The organism is Corynebacterium sp. H130, assembly GCF_037572395.1.
GTDB lineage: Bacteria > Actinomycetota > Actinomycetes > Mycobacteriales > Mycobacteriaceae > Corynebacterium.
In genome coordinates, this window is the sequence record NZ_JBBHLA010000002.1 from 358148 (window position 1) to 381178 (window position 23031).

At 58.5% G+C, this 23031-nt stretch carries 24 protein-coding genes; 7 read left to right on the forward strand and 17 right to left on the reverse strand.

Translation table 11 applies throughout. The features are described 5' to 3' along the window. Positions 1-28 precede the first annotated feature (28 nt). Together WG939_RS05355 and WG939_RS05360 are read right to left on the reverse strand one after the other, a co-directional pair. Positions 29-883 (reverse strand): hypothetical protein, encoded by an 855-nt coding sequence (locus WG939_RS05355; protein ID WP_339983434.1) that lies wholly within the window; start codon positions 881-883, stop codon positions 29-31. A 5-nt stretch (positions 884-888) separates the two neighbouring features. Beyond that, entirely contained in the window at positions 889-1818 is a 930-nt protein-coding gene (locus WG939_RS05360; protein ID WP_339983436.1) for a Ppx/GppA phosphatase family protein, read from the reverse strand. A gap of 33 nt (positions 1819-1851) precedes the next feature. Between WG939_RS05360 and WG939_RS05365 the strand changes: the two genes are divergently transcribed. Next, on the forward strand, positions 1852-2757 hold the full coding sequence (locus WG939_RS05365; protein WP_339983438.1) for a hypothetical protein: 906 nt from the start codon (positions 1852-1854) through the stop codon (positions 2755-2757). Positions 2758-3022: 265 nt separating this feature from the next. Here the strand turns inward: WG939_RS05365 and WG939_RS05370 are convergent, their stop codons facing one another. From WG939_RS05370 to mshA, 4 genes are all read right to left on the reverse strand, one after another. Further along, positions 3023-3712, reverse strand: a complete 690-nt coding sequence (locus WG939_RS05370; protein WP_339983440.1) for a response regulator transcription factor — start codon at positions 3710-3712, stop codon at positions 3023-3025. Beyond that, positions 3705-4943, reverse strand: a complete 1239-nt coding sequence (locus WG939_RS05375; protein WP_339983442.1) for a sensor histidine kinase — start codon at positions 4941-4943, stop codon at positions 3705-3707. The genes WG939_RS05370 and WG939_RS05375 overlap by 8 nt, the downstream gene beginning before the upstream one ends. A 10-nt stretch (positions 4944-4953) precedes the next feature. Continuing rightward, positions 4954-5700: a phosphoglyceromutase gene (locus WG939_RS05380; protein ID WP_339983444.1), complete on the reverse strand. Its 747-nt coding sequence runs from the start codon at positions 5698-5700 to the stop codon at positions 4954-4956. A gap of 67 nt (positions 5701-5767) precedes the next feature. Next, positions 5768-7033 carry a D-inositol-3-phosphate glycosyltransferase gene (gene mshA, locus WG939_RS05385; RefSeq protein ID WP_339983446.1) on the reverse strand — a complete coding sequence of 422 codons (1266 nt, stop codon included), beginning with the start codon at positions 7031-7033 and terminating at the stop codon, positions 5768-5770. Between the two features lie 129 nt (positions 7034-7162). On the opposite strand from mshA, the gene WG939_RS05390 reads away from it, so the two are divergent. Next, positions 7163-8869 carry a long-chain-fatty-acid--CoA ligase gene (locus tag WG939_RS05390; RefSeq protein WP_339983448.1) on the forward strand — a complete coding sequence of 569 codons (1707 nt, stop codon included), beginning with the start codon at positions 7163-7165 and terminating at the stop codon, positions 8867-8869. Between the two features lie 46 nt (positions 8870-8915). After that, complete coding sequence (locus tag WG939_RS05395; protein ID WP_339983450.1) at positions 8916-10622, forward strand: long-chain-fatty-acid--CoA ligase; 1707 nt, start codon at positions 8916-8918, stop codon at positions 10620-10622. A gap of 36 nt (positions 10623-10658) precedes the next feature. Here the strand turns inward: WG939_RS05395 and WG939_RS05400 are convergent, their stop codons facing one another. The 3 genes from WG939_RS05400 to nrdI are packed head-to-tail and all read right to left on the reverse strand — an operon-like array spanning position 10659 to position 12737. Next, positions 10659-11228 carry an NADPH-dependent FMN reductase gene (locus WG939_RS05400; RefSeq protein ID WP_339983452.1) on the reverse strand — a complete coding sequence of 190 codons (570 nt, stop codon included), beginning with the start codon at positions 11226-11228 and terminating at the stop codon, positions 10659-10661. A gap of 23 nt (positions 11229-11251) precedes the next feature. After that, positions 11252-12262 carry a class 1b ribonucleoside-diphosphate reductase subunit beta gene (gene nrdF, locus WG939_RS05405; protein ID WP_445227872.1) on the reverse strand — a complete coding sequence of 337 codons (1011 nt, stop codon included), beginning with the start codon at positions 12260-12262 and terminating at the stop codon, positions 11252-11254. 13 nt (positions 12263-12275) lie between these two features. Continuing rightward, positions 12276-12737 (reverse strand): class Ib ribonucleoside-diphosphate reductase assembly flavoprotein NrdI, encoded by a 462-nt coding sequence (nrdI, locus tag WG939_RS05410; RefSeq protein WP_339983756.1) that lies wholly within the window; start codon positions 12735-12737, stop codon positions 12276-12278. Positions 12738-12845: 108 nt separating this feature from the next. Here nrdI and WG939_RS05415 point away from each other — a divergent pair, with 108 nt between their 5' ends. After that, a complete protein-coding gene (locus WG939_RS05415; protein ID WP_339983456.1) occupies positions 12846-13343 on the forward strand; it encodes a hypothetical protein in 498 nt (165 codons plus the stop codon). On the opposite strand, the gene WG939_RS05420 is transcribed toward WG939_RS05415, so the two are convergent. Both WG939_RS05420 and WG939_RS05425 read right to left on the reverse strand, forming a co-directional pair. Beyond that, positions 13340-14014, reverse strand: a complete 675-nt coding sequence (locus WG939_RS05420) for a metal-dependent transcriptional regulator (protein ID WP_339983458.1) — start codon at positions 14012-14014, stop codon at positions 13340-13342. The genes WG939_RS05415 and WG939_RS05420 overlap by 4 nt on opposite strands. 11 nt (positions 14015-14025) lie before the next feature. Then, on the reverse strand, positions 14026-15141 hold the full coding sequence (locus WG939_RS05425) for a UDP-N-acetylmuramate dehydrogenase (RefSeq protein WP_445227873.1): 1116 nt from the start codon (positions 15139-15141) through the stop codon (positions 14026-14028). Between the two features lie 23 nt (positions 15142-15164). Here WG939_RS05425 and WG939_RS05430 point away from each other — a divergent pair, with 23 nt between their 5' ends. From WG939_RS05430 to WG939_RS05440, 3 genes are all read left to right on the forward strand, one after another. Further along, positions 15165-15665 (forward strand): DUF2505 domain-containing protein, encoded by a 501-nt coding sequence (locus WG939_RS05430; protein WP_339983460.1) that lies wholly within the window; start codon positions 15165-15167, stop codon positions 15663-15665. 15 nt (positions 15666-15680) lie between these two features. Further along, on the forward strand, positions 15681-16472 hold the full coding sequence (locus WG939_RS05435) for a class I SAM-dependent methyltransferase (RefSeq protein ID WP_339983462.1): 792 nt from the start codon (positions 15681-15683) through the stop codon (positions 16470-16472). A gap of 276 nt (positions 16473-16748) precedes the next feature. Beyond that, positions 16749-17552, forward strand: coding sequence for an LmeA family phospholipid-binding protein (locus WG939_RS05440; RefSeq protein WP_339983464.1), 804 nt, complete (start codon positions 16749-16751; stop codon positions 17550-17552). Here the strand turns inward: WG939_RS05440 and WG939_RS05445 are convergent. The 6 genes from WG939_RS05445 to WG939_RS05470 form a co-directional block, all read right to left on the reverse strand. Further along, entirely contained in the window at positions 17497-18069 is a 573-nt protein-coding gene (locus WG939_RS05445) for a hypothetical protein (protein ID WP_339983466.1), read from the reverse strand. The two genes, WG939_RS05440 and WG939_RS05445, sit on opposite strands and share 56 nt — an antisense overlap. Before the next feature lie 15 nt (positions 18070-18084). Next, positions 18085-18378 carry a DUF2516 family protein gene (locus WG939_RS05450; RefSeq protein WP_339983468.1) on the reverse strand — a complete coding sequence of 98 codons (294 nt, stop codon included), beginning with the start codon at positions 18376-18378 and terminating at the stop codon, positions 18085-18087. Positions 18379-18430: 52 nt separating this feature from the next. After that, positions 18431-19711, reverse strand: coding sequence for a DUF445 domain-containing protein (locus WG939_RS05455; protein WP_339983470.1), 1281 nt, complete (start codon positions 19709-19711; stop codon positions 18431-18433). A gap of 162 nt (positions 19712-19873) precedes the next feature. Next, positions 19874-20218 carry a hypothetical protein gene (locus WG939_RS05460; protein WP_339983472.1) on the reverse strand — a complete coding sequence of 115 codons (345 nt, stop codon included), beginning with the start codon at positions 20216-20218 and terminating at the stop codon, positions 19874-19876. Positions 20219-20260: 42 nt separating this feature from the next. Beyond that, positions 20261-21010 (reverse strand): succinate dehydrogenase/fumarate reductase iron-sulfur subunit, encoded by a 750-nt coding sequence (locus WG939_RS05465; protein WP_339983474.1) that lies wholly within the window; start codon positions 21008-21010, stop codon positions 20261-20263. Further along, positions 21010-23016 (reverse strand): fumarate reductase/succinate dehydrogenase flavoprotein subunit, encoded by a 2007-nt coding sequence (locus WG939_RS05470; RefSeq protein ID WP_339983476.1) that lies wholly within the window; start codon positions 23014-23016, stop codon positions 21010-21012. Before WG939_RS05470 ends, WG939_RS05465 begins: the two co-directional genes overlap by 1 nt. Positions 23017-23031: the final 15 nt, after the last annotated feature.

Below are 23031 nucleotides of genomic sequence, written 5' to 3' on the forward strand. Positions count from 1 at the left end.
GACCACCATACAACGGCCAGCAGGAACCTTACAGACCGACGATCAGCAGTGGCCCAAACGTTACCGCCAGGCCAGTTACCGCGGCCAGCGCCATGGACAGGCCATCACGCTCGGTGCGAAGCGCGTGCACAACACCCACGATGCCGAGCGTCATCACGCCAGCAAGCGCGCCGGTCAGCATCGGATTCACATTTGCCCACAGCTCCTTGAAGCCAAGGAAGATCGCTGCGCCGATCGCCAGACCAGCCACGACCATGAGCAGGACGCTCACGATGGAGACGCGCTCGTCATCCTCGTCCTCATCCTCGACGGCCACAGGCTTTTCGACGGCCGAAGGCTCTTCAACCACAGCCGGAATGACACCGGTGTCCTCGGCATCCTGCGAAATCGGCTGCGCTGCCTCCTTTACCGGAGGGATCTGCGCAGTGCGCTCCTCAGGGGCTTCCTTGAAAGCAACCGCTGGAGCTGGAGTTTCCTTTACAGCAGGCTTTTCTTCCACAGCAGGCTTTTCAGGCGCCTTCTGTGCTGGGAAGGAATCAGTGGTGAGGCGGATTGGATCATTGTCTTGAATGACGCTCACCGGAGGAACCGACTGCTTAGGCTCGCTCTTAACCGGCTCCGGCTTTACAGGTTCAGGCTTAGCTGGCTCTTCCTTTACTGGTTCAGGCTTTGCAGGCTCAGCCTTCGGCGCGTCGATTGGCTCGCTGGTGTGGCGAGGCTCCTCGGGCTTGGCCTGAACCTTCGGCAAGCTGCCAGTGAGCTCAGCAACGGAAATGCCACCATCTTCCAGACTGCGACGTCGACGACGCCTCGGGGCATCAGAGCGCCCCTCAGCAGCGGCGCGCGCCATCAATTCAGCAACGGTGAGCTGTTTCTCAGACATGTTCCTTATTCCAAACCTTTATCAATGCGGCGCAGGATGACGCCTTCTCTTAGAGCCCAGGGACAAATCTGGATCTGTTCCAAACCTAGTGCACGCATGGACGCTTCCGCGACCAGAGCACCCGCGACAATCTGATGCGAGCGGTCCGAACTGATGCCTTCAAGCTCAGCGCGGTCGGCAGCGGTCATGCGGGAAATGAATGCGATGAGCTGGCGCAAACCTGGTGCAGTCAGGGTGCGGGTGACGCGAGGACCTGCGGAAGACGGGGCCGCACCGGTGAGGCGTGCGAGAGTGCGGAAAGTCTTCGAGGTTGCGACCGCGAGGTCTGCGGTTCCAGCTGCGCGAATTTGGCGAGCAGGCTCGGCCAGCTCAGCGTCGATGTAGTCGCGCAGGATGTTGATCTTCTTGCGCTCAGGTGGGTCGGTATCGAACCAGTTGTGGGTCAGACGTCCGGCGCCGAGGTCGAGAGAGAACGCGACCTCTGGCTCTTCGTCTGTGCCGGTAGAAAGCTCGAGGGATCCACCACCGATGTCCAGATTGGTGATCCGCCCTGCAGACCAGCCGTACCAACGTCGTACAGCCAGGAATGTCAGGCGAGCTTCATCCGCGCCAGAGAGCACTTCCAGGCGCACACCGGTTTCCTTGGCCACGAGATCGATGACGTCCTTGCCGTTCGTTGCCGAACGGATCGCCGAGGTGGCAAACGGGATCATCTCTCCGCAGCCCAGCGTCTCAGACAGTTCAACGGCTTCGCTGACGGCCTTGACCAGCTTCTTCACACCTTTTTCGTCGATGTTGCCATCGGCGTCGAGATGCTCCACGAGCTTCATCGTGGTCTTCCAGTCGGACATTGGGGTCGGGTGGCCACCGGAGCGGGCGTCGACCGCTACCAGGTGGACCGTATTACTGCCCACGTCTAATACACCTAATCGCACCCCTCCAGATTAGACGGTCTACCCTGTCAAAGTGTGAATCCCCCAGTATTTCTTGGTTTTCCGGCCCAGTCCCCTGCCGCCGATTCGATTCGGCGTGGCGACGAGCTCCCGCCGGACTTCGACCGCGAATGGTATGAATTCACAAATCCCGAGGACCCACTCCACCAGATCGTCATCGACCTCACCTGGGTTGAATCTCACTGGCAATGCGGATTCGGCACGCCCGCCTGCAAGGGAATTTTGTCGACCAACCCGTCCGTGGGCTGCTGCAACCACGGCGCTTTCCTCACCGATGACACCGACCGTGCCCAGCTTGTCGACGCCGTGAATCGAATGCCCGCATCCTTCTGGCAACACCGCCCTGCTGACTTAGAGTCCGGAGACCTAGAGCCCTGGTTGGAATGGGACGAGCTCGACGACGAAGACGGCAACCCCGAACCAGCTCTCAAAACCGTTTTGGTTGACGGCGCCTGCATCTTCGCGAACCGCCCAGGTTGGGGATCCGGAGCGGGCTGCGCCCTGCACCAATGGGCGGTCGCAACCGGTGAAGACCTGACCGTCGTGAAGCCAGAAGTGTGTTGGCAGCTACCGCTGCGTCGCCTGGAAGCCTACGAAGATCGCGCCGATGGCGTCGAAATTTTGCGCACCACGATCACGGAATACGACCGCCGGGGCTGGGGCAACGGTGGCGAGGATTTCGATTGGTACTGCACCACCGCGCCAGGCTGCCACACCTCTGGGGTGCCGATCTGGAAGTCCTGCGCAGCCGAGCTGACTGCGCTCATCGGCGAGGCGTCCTACAAGAAACTGGCCGCCTACTGCGAGGCGCGGGCTGAGACCGGATTCAAGGGTGCTGAGCATCCCGCGACTGCGGCTGCCGCTTCGGGTGTTTCAGGTGTTTCGGGTGTTTCGGGCGTTTCGGGCGTACTCAAGAAGTAGTACTACTACCGTTCCGGGCTAAAAAACACCTATTTTCAAGCGATTTTCGTAGTAGTACTACATCGCAAGTACACAAACTCGCCACCACAGCCTGCAGGCAGAAGCAAAAATACGTGGAGCGTCGCGCAACCGCGGCTCCCAATGGTTAGAAGGGCCGTGGCATGTACCGAGGAAGTAGTACTACTACCGTTCCGGGCTAAAAACACCTATTTTCAAGCGATTTTCGTAGTAGTACTACATCGCGAGTACGCGAACCTAGCGCGAATTAAGCCTCGAACTTGTAGCCCAGGCCGCGCACGGTCACTAGGTAGCGAGGACGGGATGGTTCTTCCTCGATCTTGGAACGCAGACGCTTGACGTGCACATCCAGGGTCTTCGTGTCTCCGACGTAGTCGGCGCCCCAGACGCGGTCGATGAGCTGGCCACGGGTGAGGACACGACCGGCGTTGCGCAGCAGGTATTCCAGCAGGTCAAATTCCTTCAGCGGCATTGGGACCTGTTCGCCGGCAACAGTGACGATGTGGCGCTCAACGTCCATGCGCACGCGACCGCCTTCGAGGATTTGGTCGTCGACCTCGTCCATGTATTCCTGTTCCCCGCCACGGCGCAGGACTGCGCGGATGCGGGCGATGAGCTCGCGGGAGGAATATGGCTTGGTGACGTAGTCGTCGGCGCCGAGTTCTAAGCCAACAACCTTGTCGATCTCCGAGTCACGAGCCGTCACCATGATGATTGGAACCGTGGAGGTCGTGCGGATCTGCTTGCATACATCGGTGCCGGACATGCCTGGGAGCATCAGGTCCAGCAGGACGATGTCAAAATCGCCACGCTCAAACTCAACAAGCGCAGTCTGACCATCTGGAGCCCACGTGGTCTCAAATCCCTCTTTGCGCAGCAGGAACGCAAGTGGGTCAGCCAAAGACTCTTCGTCTTCAACAATCAAGATGCTAGTCATTTACGCTTTCGTCCTTTCGTCGCGATAGTACGCGACTATGCCGAGCAGCAGGAATTTCAGGAGCCAATTCAGGGGCCTGCTGAGCCTCAGAATCGGGATCGTGGATCGGAAGTTCCAATGTGAACGTCGACCCGGTGCCGGGCCGCGACCACAACTTAATTGTGCCACCATGGTTGTGCGCCACATGTTTGACAATAGCGAGTCCAAGGCCAGTTCCGCCCGTGCTGCGGGACCGCGCCTTATCGACGCGGAAGAATCGCTCGAATACACGTGCCTGATCTTCAGCGCTAATGCCAATGCCTCGGTCAGTAACCCGGATCAAAATAGTGCCGTCACCAGTGACTTTCTGCGACACAGTCACCGGCGTCGATTGTGGCGAATAGTTGATCGCATTGCTGATGAGGTTCGCCACAGCAGTTACTAAGAGACTATGGTCGCCGAGCACATACACGCCGGAAGGTCGCCCCGCCCCGATGCGGATGTTGGCATTGTCAGCAGCGAGCTGCGTGCGGGCAATGGCATCAGTGACGACGTCGTCGACAAGCACAGGCTCCATGTCCGGCAGAGCTTCGGCGCCCTGCAGCTTGGACAGGGAGATGAGCTCGTTGATCATGTCCGCCATGCGGTGGGCTTCTTTGTGCAGGCGGGTGCCGAAGTATTGGACGGAGTCGGGGTCGTCGTAGGACTCGAGGAGCGCCTCGGCGAGCAAAGCCATGCCACCAACGGGCGTTTTGAGCTCATGGGAGACATTAGCCACGAAGTCGCGACGCGCGGACTCCATGCGCACGTTTTCGGATTCGTCGGTGGAGTAGATGACGTTGTAGCGCAGGTCAACGAGGGTGAGGGGCTGAATGTGCGCCTGCACCGCCGTCACGCGGGAGCCGGTTCGACGCTTCGGAATGGTCAGGTCAACCGTGCGGGTTTCCTGATCTTCGAAAACCTCCTGCGTCACCGACCAGACCTGCGGGTTCACGGTTCGCTCGTGGACAATGCCCATGTCATGAGCCTTGCCATTGGAGAGGATCACGTCCCCCGAGCGATCCACCACCACAACACCAGTGGGTGAACCCTGGACCGCAAGGTGCAGCACCTGGCTGACCGTGGTGACCTGGTTAGTCGAAAGGGTGCTCGCAACCTTGGCGCGCCGGTAGCGCTTCTTCAGAAAATCGGCAGCCGGAAAAGCGAGCGCAGCCACAGCTACGCCCGCTAAAAATCCGAAGAAGACCGACATCTACAAGGGGTTACTTGCCACCCTGAGCTGCCACAGCAGCAGCGCCGGCAGCAGCAGCCTCTGGATCCAGGTAGGTGCCACCTGGGTTCAGCACCTTGCCGTTCTCATCGATCTCGTAGACCAGTGGGATACCGGTTGGGATGTTGAGGGCAGCGATGTCCTCGTCGGAGATGCCGTCGAGGTGCTTGACCAGTGCACGCAGGGAGTTGCCGTGCGCTGCGATCATGACGTTCTCGCCACGCTTAGCGCGAGGGAGGATCTCCTCCTCGAAGTAAGGTACGAAGCGCTTCACAACGTCCAACAGGCACTCGGTGTTCGGAACCTTGTCCAGGTTTGCATAACGAACGTCGCCGACCTGGGAGTACTCGGAATCCTCAGCGAGCTCTGGTGGTGGGGTGTCGTAGGAACGACGCCACGCCATGAACTGCTCCTCGCCGTACTTTTCCTTGGTCTCAGCCTTGTTCAGGCCCTGCAGAGCGCCGTAGTGACGCTCGTTCAGACGCCAGTCACGAATCACTGGGATCCAGTGACGGTCAGCCTCGTTGAGAGCGATGTTAGCGGTGCGGATCGCACGACGCAGGAGAGACGTGTAGAGAACGTCAGGGAGAATGCCCTGCTCCTTGAGCATCTGGCCACCGCGCTTAGCCTCAGCCTCGCCCTTTTCAGTCAGGTTCACGTCCACCCAGCCAGTGAACTGATTGGAAGCATTCCACTCAGACTGGCCGTGACGCAGCAAAATCAGCTTTCCAGTAGTCATAGGATCTATTTTGCCAGGGATTGGGGTGACGCGCTGAGGAATGCCCCCGGCTGGAATCCCGCCGGGACTAGGCCCCTTCAGCTTGCCTGTCGTAGCAGCCGGACGGGGATTCAGTGAGGAGATCGTTGTAGGCGCTGGTCAGACGCTCGGCCGTCACTTCCCAAGAGAATTGCGATGCGTGATCGACGGCGTCCTCGGCCATTCGAATGCGAGCTTCGTCGTCGTCAAGCATGCTCTCGAGCGCATCGGCCCAGTCGGTGGGGTCGTGACCGTCGACGAGCATGCCGGTCTCCCCCTCCGCGACCGCAATCGGCAGGCCGCCCACGCGCGCGGCAACAACCGGCGTGCCCGAGGCCTGCGCTTCCATCGCAACCAGGCCGAACGTCTCGTTGTAGCTTGGCATTGCGACGACATCAGCCGCGCGATACACGCTCACCAACTCCTCCGGCGGGCGCGGAGGCAGGAAACGAATGTAGCGACCAAGTCCCAAGGAATGCACCAGGTCAACATAGGTATTGGCCTGCGCCGCCGAACCGGACGCGCCACCGCAAATGAGCACCAGAAAATTGCGCTCCGGATCGCGACGCACCATCTCGGCCACCGCCTGAATCAAAATGTCCGGCCCCTTGAACACCTGCAAGCGCCCCACGAACGCGATCACCTTCGTGTGCAGCGGAATGCCCAGGTAGCGGCGCGAACGCTCCGTCGCACGATCGTTGCCCGGGTTGAACAGCTTCACATTCACGCCCGGCGCGACCACGGAAATCCGGTCCGGATCCGCGTCATAGTGACTGATCAGATCCTTGACTTCTTCGTGCGTGTTGACCACCAGCAAATCGGCATTATCGACGATCTGTTGCTCGCAAATCCGGCGGGCCTCCGACTCCATGGTGTCATGGTCAGCGCGATGCGCATTCTTCACAGCAGCAAGGGTGTGAGCCGTATGAACGAGGGGCACTCGCCACACATCGCGCAGCAGCCAACCCACTTGGCCAGAGAGCCAATAGTGCGAGTGGACCAGGTCGTACACCAGGTGATGGCAGCGCGCGAACACCAAAATGCCACCGGCAAACGCTGCGAGTTGGGTCGGCAGCTCTTCCTTCGCCAGTCCCTCATAGGGACCAGCCACGATGTTGATCACCCGGAGATGCTTACTGACCTGCACAATCTCGCCCTGGCTCGGACGCGTCGCGCGGGTGTATACATCAACGTCAATCCCCTGCTCGGCCAGCTCCCTCGCGGTATTGAGGACATAGACGTTCATGCCGCCCGCATCCCCGGAACCGGGCTGCTGGAGGGGCGAGGTGTGCATGGAGATCATGGCGATACGCATGAGTCCAGTGTAGTGGGCACGGATTTGGTAAGGCAGACCGTAGGAATACCCAGGTTTTGACTGTTTGCTTAACCAAATTCGGCTGATAGGTTCCTATACTGATAGGACACCCTACGGAAAGGTCTTTTCATGTCTGCCCTCGCATCCGAAGCTTGGCTCAAGTATTTCCCAGATTGGGTCGCTCACCACCTGGATTACGCAGACACCACCATCTTGGATTGCTACGACAACAACCTGGCCAAGAATCCGGATAAGACTGCGACGAATTTCTTCGGCCGGACGCAGACGTATGCGGAGTTGGATCGCCAGGTACGCCGGGCTGCAGCGGGCTTGAAGGCCTTCGGTGTGCGCCCGGGTGATCGTGTGGCGATCCTGCTGCCGAACTGCCCGCAGCACCTCATCGCGTTTTACGCCGTGATGAAGCTTGGCGCGACCGTGGTGGAGCACAATCCGTTGTACACCGCTCACGAGTTGGAACACCCGTTCCAGGATCACGGCGCACGCATCGCGATTTGTTGGGACAAATCTGCCGGCATGCTGGAAAAGCTGCGCCGAACGACGCCACTCGAGACGATCATTTCTGTGGACATGACGCAGGCGATGCCTGCCCTGCAGCGCACCGCACTGAAACTGCCAATCCCGCAGCTGCGAAAGATGCGCAGCAAGATCACCGCCGATGCCCCGAACACTGTGCCATGGGAGGCCCTGGTGGGCTCGGCAATCGGAGGCGACGGTAGTGAAATCGAGTCTCCGAAGGACGTCACTAAGGACACGACTGCGCTGATCCTCTACACCTCCGGCACCACCGGCGCTCCAAAGGGCGCGCAGCTCACGCACGGCAATTTGATGGCCAACGTCATCCAGGGCAAGGCGTGGGTGCCGAACCTTGGCGAGCAAAAGGAAGTCTTCCTGGCAGCGCTGCCGTTCTTCCATGCTTACGGCATGACCTTCCTCGTGTTGGAGGGCGTCTACGTGGGCGCGGAAATCATTTTCCTGCCTTCACCAGATATGAACCTGATCATGAAGGCGATGAAGAAGTACCGCCCGACCTGGATCCCAGGCGTACCTACCTTGTACGAAAAGATCATCGAGGCAGCGGTAGAAAACGACGTGGATATTTCTTGCGTACGGGCCTCGTTCTCCGGTGCATCCTCGCTGCCAGTCAGCACGGTGGAGAAGTGGGAGAAGCTCACCGGCGGACGCCTGGTGGAAGGCTATGGCCTGACCGAATGCTCCCCAATTGTCACCGGCAATCCGATGAATGGGAACCGTCGCCCTGGGTACATCGGCGTGCCATTCCCAGACACGTTGGTGCGCATCGCAAACCCTGACAACCTGGATGAAACCCAGCCTGACGGCGTGGAGGGCGAAGTTTTGGTCAAGGGCCCACAGGTATTCAAGGGCTACCTGAATCAGCCCGAAGCCACAGAAAAGTCCTTCCACGACGGTTGGTACCGCACCGGCGACATCGGTGTCATGGAAGAAGACGGCTTTGTGAGACTTGTCGCACGCATCAAGGAAGTCATCATCACCGGCGGCTTCAACGTCTACCCGGGCGAAGTGGAAGCGGTCCTCCTCGAACATCCTGACATCGAGAAGTGCGCCGTCGTGGGTATGCCTCGTTCCGATGGCTCGGAAACCGTCTGCGCAGCAATTACGCTGGCAGAAGGCGCAGCCATGGACCCGGATGCTCTTAAGGAATACTGCCGCGAGCAGCTCACCCGCTACAAGGTCCCTCGCGTGTTCTACCACTTCGAGGAGCTTCCGGCCGACCAGTTGGGCAAGATTCGTCGTCGAGAGGTGCAAGAGCAGCTCCTCGCCCGCCACAATCGCTAAGCGCTATACTTTCCTGCAGAAAACTGATCAGGAAAGGTAGCTCGCGTTGTCTGCATATGAATCCAAGGCATGGCTCGATCTTTACGCGGAGTGGACCCCACACAACCTCGAATACGGCGACACTACGCTGCTGGATTCCTACGAGGCAACCGTCAAGGAACACGCCGACCGCATCGCCACGAATTTCTTCGGCCGCACCCAAACCTACGCCGAACTTGACCGGACGGTGCGTCGCGCAGCCGCAGGCCTCAAGGCCTTCGGTGTTCGCCCAGGCGACCGCGTAGCCATTGCTCTGCCCAATTGCCCACAGCACGTCGCTGCGTTCTACGCCGTGCTGAAGCTTGGCGCGACCGTCGTCGAGCACAACCCGCTCTACACCGCGCACGAGCTCGAGCACCCATTCCACGACCACGGCGCCCGCATCGCCATCTGCTGGGACAAGGCGGCCTCCACCCTGGAGAAGCTGCGCGGGACGACGTCCCTGGAAACCATCGTTTCCGTCAACATGATTGAGGCAATGCCGAACGCCCAGAAGTTCGCGCTGCGCCTGCCAGTGCCTCAGCTGCGTAAGATGCGCGACAAGCTCACTGCGGAAGCGCCAAACACGGTGCCATGGGAGCTGCTGATCGGCAATGCGATTGGTGGCAGTGGTACTCAGCTGGAGAACTCCCCTGAGGTCACCAAGGACACCATCGCTCTGATTCTCTACACCTCGGGCACAACTGGCGCTCCGAAGGGCGCCCAGCTCTCCCACGGCAACCTGATGTCCAACGTGATTCAGTCGCTGGCATGGGTGCCAGGACTCGGCGATTCCAAAGAACGCTTCCTCGCTGCGCTGCCGATGTTCCACGCCTACGGCCTGACCACGAACATTCTCATCGGCATCAGCTGTGGCGCTGAGCTTATGCTGCTGCCATCGCCAGACATGCGTCTGATCATGAAGATCATGCGCAAGGACACCCCGTCCTTCCTGCCAGGCGTACCAACTCTGTACGAGAAGATCGCGGAGGCTGCAGAGGAGGCGAACGTCGATATCACCGGCGTGCGCAACTCCTTCTCGGGCGCATCAACCCTGCCAGTGGCGATCGTCGAGCGTTGGGAAAAGCTGACTGGTGGCCGCCTCGTCGAGGGTTACGGGCTCACCGAATGTTCCCCGATTCTCGTGGGCAACCCGATGGACGGTGGACGTCGCCCCGGCTACATCGGCCTGCCGTTCCCTGATGTGGAAATCCGCATCGCAAACCCAGACAACCTGGATGAAACCCAGCCAGATGGCGTCGAAGGCGAAGTCCTGGCCAAGGGACCACAGGTGTTCCAGGGCTACCTCAACCAGCCAGAAGCCACCGCAAACTCCTTCCACGACGGCTGGTACCGCACCGGTGACGTCGGAATCATGGAGGAAGACGGCTTCATCAAGCTGGTTGCCCGCATCAAGGAAGTGATCATCACCGGTGGCTTCAACGTCTACCCAGTGGAAGTTGAAGAAGTGCTGAACAGCCACCCTGACGTCGCAGGATGCGCTGTCGTCGGCATCCCACGCGCTGACGGTTCCGAAAACGTGTGCGCCGCCGTCACCCTGGTTGAGGGCGCAGCGATGGATCCAGAAGGACTCAAGGCCTACTGCCGCGAGCAGCTGACTCGCTACAAGGTGCCTCGCACGTTCTACCACTTCGAGGATCTGCCACAGGACCAGATGGGCAAGATTCGCCGTCGAGAAGTGCGAGAGCAGCTGATTCAGCGCTACGCCAAGTAGCTGCTGGGCGTTGGTTGTGCCCTCGGGAGCGTTGTGTCACTTGTCTTCCTGAATGAGCTGGGCAAACCTGCCCACATGCTTTCGGACAAATTGCTCGGTGCTCTCTTGGTTAAACCTGCCATCTTCCCCGAGCAAAGTCGGTGACTGAGGCAGAAATACCTCTGGTTGGCCGAGCATGCGCATGTCGAAGTAGGACAGCGCGAGCCGCAAGTTTTTCTGCGATGAATATCCGCCCATTCTTCCCACTGAATGGCTGATGATGGCGCACGGCTTGTTCTTCCACGCCACATCACTATTGGGCTTTGAGCCGATGTCAATCGCATTCTTCAAACATGCTGGAATGGTGCGGTTGTTTTCTGGCGTCACGAAGAGGATCCCGTCGGAATTCTTGATGGTTTCCCGAAAACTCGTGTAGCTAGTTGGCACGGAAAACTCCGTCATTTCTGGATCGTCGTAGTCGAAGTTGTACAGCGGTAGGTGCCCAATTTCAACGATGCTCCCCTCGACGTTCGGTGGCAGCATCGCGATGGCGTTCCGGGCAATTTGTCGAGCATACGAATACTTTCGCAAGCTTCCCACCAACACACTTACTTGATAGTCTTTCATTTCTCTTTCCTTTCTCATTGAGGTTAGAAATCCCAGTCCTCGTCAGATGTAAGTTCGGCTTGCCCGATCACGTAGGAGGAGCCAGAACCCGAGAAGAAATCGTGATTCTCATCGGCACCAGGGGCGAGGGCGACCAAAACCTTGGGATTTACTTCTGTTTCCGTCGCTCTAAACCGGGTCGGATAGCCCAGGTTCATGAGCGCTTTATTGGCGTTGTATCGCACAAAGTTGGCGACATCCGAATAGAGCCCGAGAGGCTCATAGAGTTCCTCGGAATACTCCAGTTCAAGGTGATACAGCCGGTCAAGGAGATCGAAGGTGAAATCCTTTATTTCGCCTGTTCGGCGTGCTCCGTGCAATTCCAGACCGCGCTGCAGTTTGTACCCTGAGTAGTAGCCATGCACCGCTTTGTCTCGCAAGATCAACCGAATCATGTCCGCCGTGTTCGTGAGTTTCCCATGCGCGGCAAAGTAAAGCGGAAGGTAGAACCCGGCATAAAGCAAGAAGGAAGACAACAGCGTCGTCGCCACTTTTCGCTTCAGCGGATCGGCTCCGAAATAGTGGACCATTACTGCGCGTACTCGTTCTTGAAGCACATCATTGTGTATCGCCCATTGATACGCATCGTCGATGTCCGCGGTACTGGTCAGGGTTGAGAAGACCGACGAATACGACCTGGCGTGAACCGATTGCATGAAGGAAATGTTTGTGTAAACAGCCTGTTCATGATCGGTAAGCCCATCGGAGATTTGGGATACTTCGCCGACTGTCGCCTGCACGGTATCGAGCATCGTAAGGCCGGTGAACACACGAATTGTTTGGGTGCGTTCAATCGCGCTGAGCCGGTTCCAATCAGCAAGATCATTGGAGAGCGGTACCTTTTCCGGCAGCCAAAAATTTGCAGTCAGCCGATTCCATACCTCGAGGTCTTTATCATCCTGGATGCGATTCCAGTTAATGGGACGCATGGGTGCATGCGGCCAGCGGCGAAATTGAGGTGGCGAAATTGAGCTCTTTCCTCGATCTTCAGACACCAATTTCTCCTTTCTAGCGTGGATTGTTTTTCCAGAACTCGTCGAGTCCTGTTTTGACTTTGCTGACGTCTTCCGAAGTGCCGAGTAATTCAAATCGATAAAGCTCCGGCACCTGACACTTGGCCGAGATAATGGGCCCTGCGATGCAGTAGTCGTCGTGGAAGTTGGTGTTTCCCGATGTGATCACACCCCGAAGAAAAGTCCGGTTGACCTGGTCATTGAGGAATGCGATTACTTGCCTTGGAACCGCTTTTCTGCGGTCCCCGCCGCCATAGGTCGGCACGATGAGGACATATGGGCGAGACACCCGGAACAATGGTTCGGTTCTGAGGTTCAGCGGTATTCGCTTCGCAGTTTTCTCAAGCTGCACCACAAAACGATGGGTATTGCCAGAGACGCTGGAAAAGTACACCAGTTCTGGCGACTCCTCTCGTGGCAGTTCGAGAATGCTGCCTTTTACGGTGCCTGACTTAATTCCCTTCACCTCCCGTTAATCTCACTGGATTTCAATAAGAACTTACACTACGGTAGTTCGTAGTTAAAAGTACGGCAAGACGTAGTTTGTTTGAGAGAAAGGTCTTTTATGCAAACCGGTGAAGGGACTTGGCTCGAATCGATCACTCTTTTCGAGCAAATAAGAGAAGGCAACTACGAGGAAGCTTTTTCCCTCCTAGATTCGTCATCCGACCCCGCCACGGCCCTCTACGGCCTCGGCCGCCTATTCCATTGCTTTTTCAACACAGTTGACGGACATGTGATTGAGGCTTTTGCAGAAACCGCACGGAAAATGCCTCCACCCTGCATTCCCCCATCGCTCACCCATGCCCCATCCATAAGTGAACTAGCGTCGTCACACATCGCATTAATTGCCGATGAAAACAGAGTCTTCCACGAACCCGAATTGGCAGTGATCAATAACCACACGCTACAACTTCCCCCATCGTCACAACTGGTAGCCGAAAGCTACAGCGGAACGGAAGTCGAGGTTATCTTTGTCGATCCATGCAATCAGGAAAGCTCCTATCGATTTCCCGGGCACCTCACGACTGAAGGAATCATTATCCTACGAGGCCAGCATTAAAGAGGTCGTACCCAAACCGAATGGGCAACCTCTGCATTGAGGACAGCCGATTCCCCACTTCCCGCGAATCGAATGCTCACACCTGGAGAAAATCTACCGGTTTCCGCTCTTTCAACAACAGTCCCTGGCTTCAATCCAATGCGCGCCACATGCTTCAACAGCTCTGGATCTTCGTCGCTAATGCGTTCAACCTTTGCCGGAGTTTCCACCCGTAGCTCGTCGAGGTTAATTGCCTTTACCTCTTCGATGCTTCCATCGGCACGCGGAATTGGATCTCCGTGCGGATCACGAATTGGAAAGCCTAGTTTCTCTTCCAATCGATTCACCAAGAAATCAGAGACAGCGTGTTCGAGAACTTCGGCTTCCACATGCACTTGGTCCCAGCTGTAACCCAATTCTTGAACGAGGTAAGACTCGATTAAGCGGTGTCTACGGACCATTTGCAGTGCAATAGCTTCGCCCACCTCGGTCAGGGAGACGGCTCCGTAGCGGGTATCTTGCACCAGCCCCAGCTCGGTCAACTTACGAACAGCATCCGAAGCCGTAGATAGTTTCACTTCTACCCGTTGCGCGAGGGCGCTCTTGGTCACCGGCTCGTTTGACCATTCTTGCAATCCCCAAATGGCCTTAACGTAATTTTGGTGACTCGTGGAAAGATCAGAAAGTTCCATGACTAGCCTTCTTACAGCTCGACGCACACCCACACGGGCTCAGGCACGAGCTGGACGCCGAATTTCTCGTCCACGCCGTCGCGGATCGTGCGCGCCAGCGCCACCAAGTCTTCGGTTGAGGCTGAGCCGCGGTTGGTCAGAGCCAGCGTGTGCTTGGTCGAAAGGGACGCCCGCGCATCGCCACCAGGGAATCCCTTTGGGAAGCCTGCCCGCTCAATGAGCCACGCCGCCGAAAGCTTCGATTCCTCCGTCCCCGCCACCGGGTAGCACGGCATGTCAGTCTCGCCCGTCACGCGTCGTACGTAGTCAGCAACGCGATTATCGACGGTCGGATTGGTGAAGAATGAGCCGGCGGACCACGTGTCGTGGTCGGCAGGATCCACCACCATGCCCTTGCCGCGACGCAGGTTGAGCACGGCTTCCCGCACCTGGGCCACAGGCTTGCGCTCCCCTGCTTCAGTTGCGCCGAGTACCCGAGCCAGCTCGCCGAAACGCAGTGGTGCAGACAGCCCGTCCGGGTTCAGCTGCAATTCAATGCCTAGAACTACCGCGCGTCCGGTGAACTTTAGATTGGAGTATCGGTAGGACAGCTCCAGCGAAGACGCCGGGCACCACTCAACGGTGCCGGTAGCGCGATCGAGCAGGCACACCTGCGTCAGCACCTGGGAGATTTCTGCTCCGTATGCACCGACGTTTTGCACGGGTACAGCCCCCGCGGAACCCGGAATGCCGGACAAGCACTCAATGCCGCCCAATCCTGCGTCCACTGCGACAGACACGACGTCATCCCAAATGGCACCCGCTTCGGCACGGATCACGCCGGTGGATGGGTTGACGGAGATGTCGTCAAACTCCAAGACGACCGCCACGAGATCTAGGTCGCCGTCGGCAACAACCAGGTTTGAGCCACCGCCCACGATGAGGAGGGGGATCGAATGGGCGTCGAGAAGCGTGACAAGCTGCGTCGCGGCCGCCTGTGACTGGCAGTGCGCGGTGAGCACCGGCCGACCGCCCAGATGCAGCGTGGTGAGGTCTGCGAGGGGCGTGTCGGACAGGGTGAGCTCGGCAATCTTGTCGATCTCAGGACGAATCTCGGCGATTTTCTGGGTCAGCAGTAGGTCATGCACACCAATAACGGTAGTCTGTATGCATGGCTAAGCGTAGCGAGAACACCGCAATCATTAATTTCCCACCGGCAAAGGTCCTCGAGGCCTACACTTCCGCCGACTACTGGGCGTACAACGTGGCGAACTTCTCCACCGAACCAGGCGAAGTCAACCAGTTCAACCAGACCGACAGTGGCGTCGAGGTTGTCCTGTACGAAATCCTCCCACAGGAGCTCATGCCAGAAGCAGCCCGCGCCATGATTTCGCAGGCTCTCAAGGTCAAGCGCACCATCACCTGGGGCCCGTTTGTCGACGGCGTAGCAAAGGGCACCTACATTGCCGACGTCAAGGGCACCCCAGTCGAGTTCAAGGGCGACATCACCCTCTCCGGCGAAGACACCGCCACCCTGACCTACGAGAACGTCGTCACCGTGGACATCCCATTCATGGGCCCAGCCATCGAGCCAAAGGTCGCCGAAGCACTCGTCGACTTCTTCAACAACGAGGCAGCCCTCACCGAAAAGTGGATCTCCACTCAGGGCTAATTTCCAGCTTTAACCATGGCCGATCACGCACACAATCTGCGGTTTTCCGCATCGCGTGGTCGGCCTCTTGGCGTTATCACCCGTGGCACCACCGGCATCAACCGCCTGCGTCGCTGCGACCGCTGGCTCAGATACAACCCACTAGTTACCTCAGCGCTGTCCGGCTCCTCACCTTTGGCACTGGATGTTGGCTACGGCGCCTCCCACACCACCACGGTCGAATGGGCGGGCTGGCTACGCCGAGTGAACCCATCCGTGCAGGTCAAAGGCCTCGAAATCAACCCCGAGCGCGTCCTACCACCACGCGACGGCGTCACCTTTGAACTCGGCGGCTTCGAACTCGCCGGATACACCCCGCAACTCGTCCGCGCCTTCAACGTGCTGCGCCAATACGACGTCGCCCAAGTCGACGACGCCTGGGCCCTCGTCTGCTCCGGCCTCGCCCCCGGCGGACTATTCGTCGAAGGCACCTGCGACGAACTCGGCCGCCGCTCCACCTGGGTGCTTCTCGACGCCAAAGGTCCCCTCTCCCTCACCCTAGCGTGGGACCCCTTCGACGTCTCCAAACCCAGCGACCTCGCCGAACGACTCCCCAAGAAACTCATCCACCTCAACCACCCCGGCACCCCAGTACACGACTTCCTGACCGCCCTAGACGACGCCTGGGAACGCGCAGCCGGCTACGCCACCTTCGGACCACGCGTCCGCTGGCGCGAAACCCGCGCACTCCTTGACCTACCCATGGAACCCATCCGGCGACGCATCAGGGACAACGTAATCACCGTTCCCTGGGATCTAGTCAGTTGAAATCTTTCCCGTATTCGGGCCTGGCGTCCTGGGGAAATAGGTTTCAGGCGGGATTTCTGGGGGAAGGATTTCGGCAAGAGGGAAATCTTTCCCGTATTTGAACCGGCAGTCCTGGGGAAACGCTAGAAAAGCGTCCTTTAGACGGGAAGGATTTCCCCCGCCCCAAAAAACATCCCCTATTTGTGCCTGGCGTCCTGGGAAAACACCAGAAAAGCATCCCTTAGACGGGAAAGATTTCCTGGCGAACTGGGGCGGCTTTTGCCACACTGGTTTAGCGTGACTACAAAAATTTGGAAAGTTCTCGTCAGCCTGGCACTCGTTGTGCTGCTGCTTGTTGTTGCCGCGGAGTTCGGTGTTCGCTGGATGATCAGTGATCAGATGAAGAATGATTTCGCTGCGACGGGGCAGGCCAGTGAGGAGCCGAAGATTTCTTTCGGTCCTACCCCTGTGCTGTTGTCTCAGATTACGGGCACTATTCCGCATGTTGTGTTGGATACGCCTTCCACGGTGAGCATCGCTGATGGCCCGAATGGGGCGCCGCGAGTGGCGGGGGCTCCTGCGACAAAGGTTGATATCAAGGATTTGAATATCAAGGATCAGAACAATCCTGTTGCGGGCCATTTGGACGTCAATACTGAGTTGCCGGAGGATTTCTTGCTGGCTCAGGCGCAGGCGTCGATGGCGGGTAACAAGGTGAAAAGTGGTGATTTGGCTACGAACTTGATTCAGGGCTTGGTGAAGATCACGAAGGTAGATACCGTCGCAGCGGACCAGTCTTTGAAGGTGGAGTTCACGGACGGTGCTGCCACTCTGACGCTGCGTCCGAAGGTGGAGAATGGCACGCTGAAGTTCGCTGCGGAGGACGCCAGCTTGCTTGGTATGAATCTCCCCGGCGAGGTTTCCGATGTGCTGACAAAGAGCCTGGAGCGCCAGTCCACGGAGCTTTCTGGTCTGCTGAAGGTTCAGGGCATGGATGTGCAGGATGACAAGATTCTGCTTCACCTAGCAGGCGACAATGTCCCTCTTAATGATCTTCAGGGCACCGGGGAGCCACAGCGTCCAACATCAGGACGTGGCTAGCGCCGGCAGCGAGCAAGTCCTCGGCCTGTGCTGCGGTACCAACTGCCTTGACAGGAAGCTTGCCGAGGTAGGGCGCGAGGGCGGTGGGCGTCGATAAGCGTGTGCCTGCTTGCACGCAGGTCGCGCCTGCCTTGGCCACCATGTCGATCGCGTCGCGCAGGTTCGGGTCCGGCTCCAAAATGACGGTGAGTTCCACGTGCTCGGTGATGGCCTCACGGACCGCGACGACCTCCGCGAGCAGTGCGTTCATATCGCCCGCGCGGACCGCACCGAGATTAGGCACGAGCGCGATCTCCACCGCCCCATTCTGGACCGCGAACCGCGCCTCGGTAGCCTTGATCAGCGGATGGTGCGTGCCGTCCGGGTAACCGCACACCGAGGACACCCGCGCCACCGTCTCCGGCACCGACGCGAGCAGGTGAGGAGCCACGCACAGCCCAGCGCCCTGCGCCTCCTCCGCGCGCTTCACGACGTCCGCTGGCGTGGCGAACTTGTCCAGAACAGCCCACTCAATCATGTTTATCTCCCCCAGTTACCAGCGGTACGTACCGTTGATGATGTCTTTTACCTGCGGGCGAACATCAAAGTAGTAGATGCCGATGGCGACCATGCCGATCCAGTTCAGCAACGGCATCTGGAAGCTCACTACTGCGGCCGAGGCGACCAAAATGCCACACCAGACCCACTTTGGTTGACGGTCAGCGGCTTCGAAAGCGTCCTCACGAGTGGTGGCCGCCTCAATGGCACCAATGATGCCTGCGACCGCGATAGCTAAGCTAAATCCAACGGTTACGTACCAGAGGATCGTCGCTGCGATAACAGGCATGGCTGTGGCCTCCTCAAAGAGTGTTTCATCAATCAAAAGCTCATAGTAACAGTCAGCCGAACAGAAGCTGCGAGAGCGTGAAAATCAGGATGCCGACAAGCGCACCCACACCCGTACCGTTCAGGCGAATGTATTGCAGATCCTTGCCCACCATGAGCTCAATCTTGTCCGAGGCCTCATCGGCATCCCAACGTTCAACAGTCTCGGAAATGATCTCCTTGATGTGCGGGGCGCCGTAATCAGCCACCGCGCGGGTGATGCGCGTTATCCACGTGTCGAATTGTTCGCGGAACTCGGAATCATCGCGAAGTTTATCGCCGATGGATTGGGTGAACAGCTCCAGCTTCCTGCGTAGCAGCGACGTGGGATCCTGAGCTGCAGCCAGCAAATTTTGGGAGGCCGAGGCCCACAGCGCAGCGGGAAGCGCCTGGACGGGCTTGGATCCCACGATTTCGCCCTTCCAATCCTCAACGCGGGCAATGAGCGCCTCGTCCTCTTGCAGGTCATGCGCGAGCTGTCCGATGAACCGCCTAATCCCCTGCCGTGCTTCATGCTCGGGGTTCGCAGCAACTGCGGAAGTCCACGCGACGAGCTCGCGGTAGACCTTGTCACCAACCAGGTCCTGGACAAATCGCGGCGCCCACGTCGGCAACCGATCATCCACCACATGAACGACTTTGGCCTCCGACGCCATTGCCTTACGGTGCATCCACTGCGCGACCTCTTCCACCAGAGGTTCGGTTTTTCCGTCCTCAATGAGCTGCTCAAGCAGGCGCCCCAGTGGCGGTCCCCAGTTTGGTTCCGTTGCCTTGTCGACGAGCAGAGCCTTGATCAACCGCTCGGCCTCGGCGGGCTCCATGCGCTCCAGGATGAACGTAATGACCTGGCCGACCTCATGCGAGACCTTTGCGCAGTTCGCAGGATCTTGGGTCCAGTTCGCTGCCCATTCGGCGAGGCCGAACTCGCGGACCTTTTCTGTAATGAGTTCGGCGTTCAGGAAGTTGTCGCCCACAAAGTCGGACATTGCTGCCCCGACTTGGTCTTTCTTGTTCTTCACGATCGCCGTGTGCGGGATCTTCAGGCCCATTGGGTATTTGAACAGGGCGGTGACTGCGAACCAGTCGGCGAGGCCGCCGACCATGCCGGCTTCGGCACCGGCCCGGATAAGGCCGATCCAGAAGTTATCAATACCGAGCTTTTGCTGGAGGTATTGGCAGGTGAGAAAAATGATCGCCGCAAGGATGAGCAACGATGTGGCCAGAAGTTTGTACTTGCGTAGCGTGACCCGACGCTCGGCTGCGTCCGCGGGCTCTGGCATGGCAGTGAAAGACATACCTGCCATTATTGCTGATTAGAACACCATCGTGGCGATCTGGTAAACGGAGAGCAAGGTGATGAGGGTAATCAGGATCATGATGAGTGCGCGACTGTCCATGGAAACCACTGTAGCCCCGCTGCGACAAGCGCGAGCGGGGCTACAGAGAAGGATTACGAACTAGTCGTTACGACCAGTGCGGGCACGCCAAGCCTTGACGTCCTTGCGGCCCACGGCGATAGCACCAAAGCCACCGATCAGGAACACTGCGGCCATTACGCCACCGATCATGGCGTACATGTCCCAGTTGTCCTGAGATCCGACGGTCTGGGATGCCAGGCCGAAGATCAGGGTGCCGAAGCCTGCCAGGGAAGCGAGGACGAGGCCCATGCCTACCCAGGTAGCGGACTTGTGCAGCGAGGAGTGCGGAGCTTCGTAGCTTACTGGGAGGTAGCCCTCCACGTAGTTAGACTCGATGCTTCCCTCGTACACTGGGAAATCCTGAAGTGCTTTGCTGTCGTTCATTGGTGCTAGTCGCCTTTCATACAAGCTGCAATTGCTTACAGCTTAGTGGTCCTTCGCGGAGAAGAAAGCACGAGCCCTCTCCTTGTTGATTGCAGCCACTGCGGTCAGTGGGATGCCTGCAGGGCAGACATCGGCACATTCGCCGTAGAGGGAGCATGGGCCAAAGTTGGTTTCGACCTCGTCGACCATCTGGCGGGCACGCTTGCCACGCTCTTCCTTGCCCATTGGCATGAGGGAGAGGTGAACGAGCTTTGCACCGGTGAACAGGTGTGCTGCGCCGTTAGGGCAAGCAGCAACACATGCGCCACAGCCGATGCAGGCTGCGTGGTCGAGTGCCAGTTCTGCGGTCTGGTGGTTCATGTGCAGGGTGTCTGCATCAGGAGCCGTACCAGCATCCACGGAAACGTAACCACCCTGCTGCATGACACGGTCCAGAGCGGAACGGTCAACAACCATGTCCTTGATCACAGGGAAGGCGGCGGAGCGCAGTGGCTCGATCTTGAGGGTGTCGCCATCCTTGTAGTTGTACATGCGCTGCTGGCAAGCAGGCTTGTTCTTGTCAGCGCCGTGTGGACGGCCGTTGACGTTGAGGCCACAGGTACCACAGATGCCTTCGCGGCAGTCAGATGCGAATGCGAATGGTTCTTTGCCAGCTTCGATCATGCCTTCGTTGACGTGGTCGAGGAGCTCGAGGACGGACATCTGCTCAACTGCATCAGGGACCTGGACAGTCTCGAAGTGACCTTCAGTGTTCGGTCCAGCCTGACGCCAAATTTCAAGAGTCAGTTTCATTACTTGTAATTCCTTGTCATCAGCGGGACGGCTTCGAAGTAGAGAGGCTCAGCGTGGCGAATGAACTTGTCCTCGCCTGCTGGTTCCCAAGCGGAGACGAAGCACCAGTTCTCGTCATCGCGCTCTGCTTCTCCTTCTTCAGAGAGGTGATCCTCACGGAAGTGAGCACCACAGGACTCGTCGCGGTCGAGAGCGTCGACACACATGAGTTCACCGAGGTCGATGTAGTCTGCAACGCGGTTTGCGTATTCCAGAACCTGGTTCATCTCTTCCGGGGAACCGGTGATGCGCAGGCCAGACCAGAATTCCTTGCGGAGCTGACGGATGTCTTCGATGCCCTTCTTCAGGTCTTCGACGTTGCGGGCAACGCCACAGGAGAAGTAGAGGATATCGCCGAGCTTGCGGTGGAAGAACTCTGGGCCGTGCTCGCCCTGAATGCTCATGAGCTTGTCGATGCGTGCCTGTGCCTTCTTCAGTGCCTCAACGGCAGCTGGGGAATCCGTTGGCAGAACTGGCTCGTTGAGGTGTTCAGCGAGGTAGTTAGGAACGGAGAATGGCAGGGTGAACCAGCCGTCGACGGATGCGGACAGCAGGGAGTTTGCACCCAGGCGGTTTGCACCGTGGTAGGTCCAGGAGCACTCGCCGGCTGCGAACAGACCAGGGATGGAGGTCATCTCGTTGAAGTCGGTCCACAGGCCACCCATGGTGAAGTGGCAGGTTGGCGCAATACGCATTGGAACCTTGTATGGGTTCTCACCAATGGCATCTTCGTACATTTCGAAGAGGTTGGAGTAGCGCTCGCGGATGACATCCTCGCCGAGGCGCTGGATGGAATCGCGGAAGTCCAGGTACACGGAGTTGTGCAGTGGACCGACGCCGAGGCCAGCGTTGATCTGCTGAGAAATGCCACGGGATGCGACGTCACGAGGGACGAGGTTACCGAATGCTGGGTAACGACGCTCGAGGAAGTAGTCGCGCTCTTCTTCTGGGATGTCGTTGCCTGGGCGGTCGTCGTTTGGCTTGATTGGGGACCAAATGCGGCCGTCGTTACGAAGGGACTCAGACATCAGAATCGTCTTCGACTGCCACTCAGAGTTAACCGGCAGGCCGGTTGGGTGGAACTGAATGAAGGAAGGCGAAGCGAGGTATGCGCCGCGCTCGTATGCACGCATGATGGCGGAAGCGTTGGAATTCTTTGCCAGCGTGGACATGTAGAACACATTGCCGTAGCCACCGGTAGCCAGGATCACAGCGTGGCCGGTGTGAGCCGTGAGCTCGCCGGTGATCAGGTTACGCATGATGACGCCCTGGCAGACCTTCTTGCCATCAACTTCGTTGATGATCAGGTCGACCATTTCGTTGTGGGTGAAGATCTCAACGGTCTTCTTGTGGATCTGACGCTGCAGAGCGGCAGCACAAGACAGCTGCAGCTGCTGACCGGTCTGGCCACGGGTGTAGTACGTACGGGAGACCTGCACGCCACCGAAGGAACGGGTAGCCAGTGCGCCGCCGTATTCACGAGCGAATGGAGCACCGATTGCGTTCATGTGATCGATGACGCGAACGGACTCGTAGGACAGACGCCAGCAGTCAGCCTCGCGGGAGCGGTAGTCGCCACCCTTGACGGTGTCCTTGACGTGGCGGTATGCACCGTCGTTGTCGACCTTCTTGCCACGAGCGGCGTTGACGCCACCCTGTGCAGCAATGGAGTGCGCACGGCGTGGGGCGTCGTGGTAGGTGAAGACCTTGACGTCGTAGCCGAGCTCGCCGAGAGCTGCAGCTGCGCCACCGCCGGACAGGCCGGTGCCGACGACGAGGATGCGGAACTTACGACGGTTCAGAGGAGAGACCAGGTTGTAGTGATCCTTCTGGTACTCCCATGCTTCCTTGGAAGAGACGCCTTCTGGAAGGTGGCTCTCAAGGACGGAACCGATGGAAACGCCTTCAACGACGGAAGCAGGAGCGGTGAACTCTGGCTTTACAGCGGTTGCATTATTGAGGTTCATATTTCTTTCCTTTCG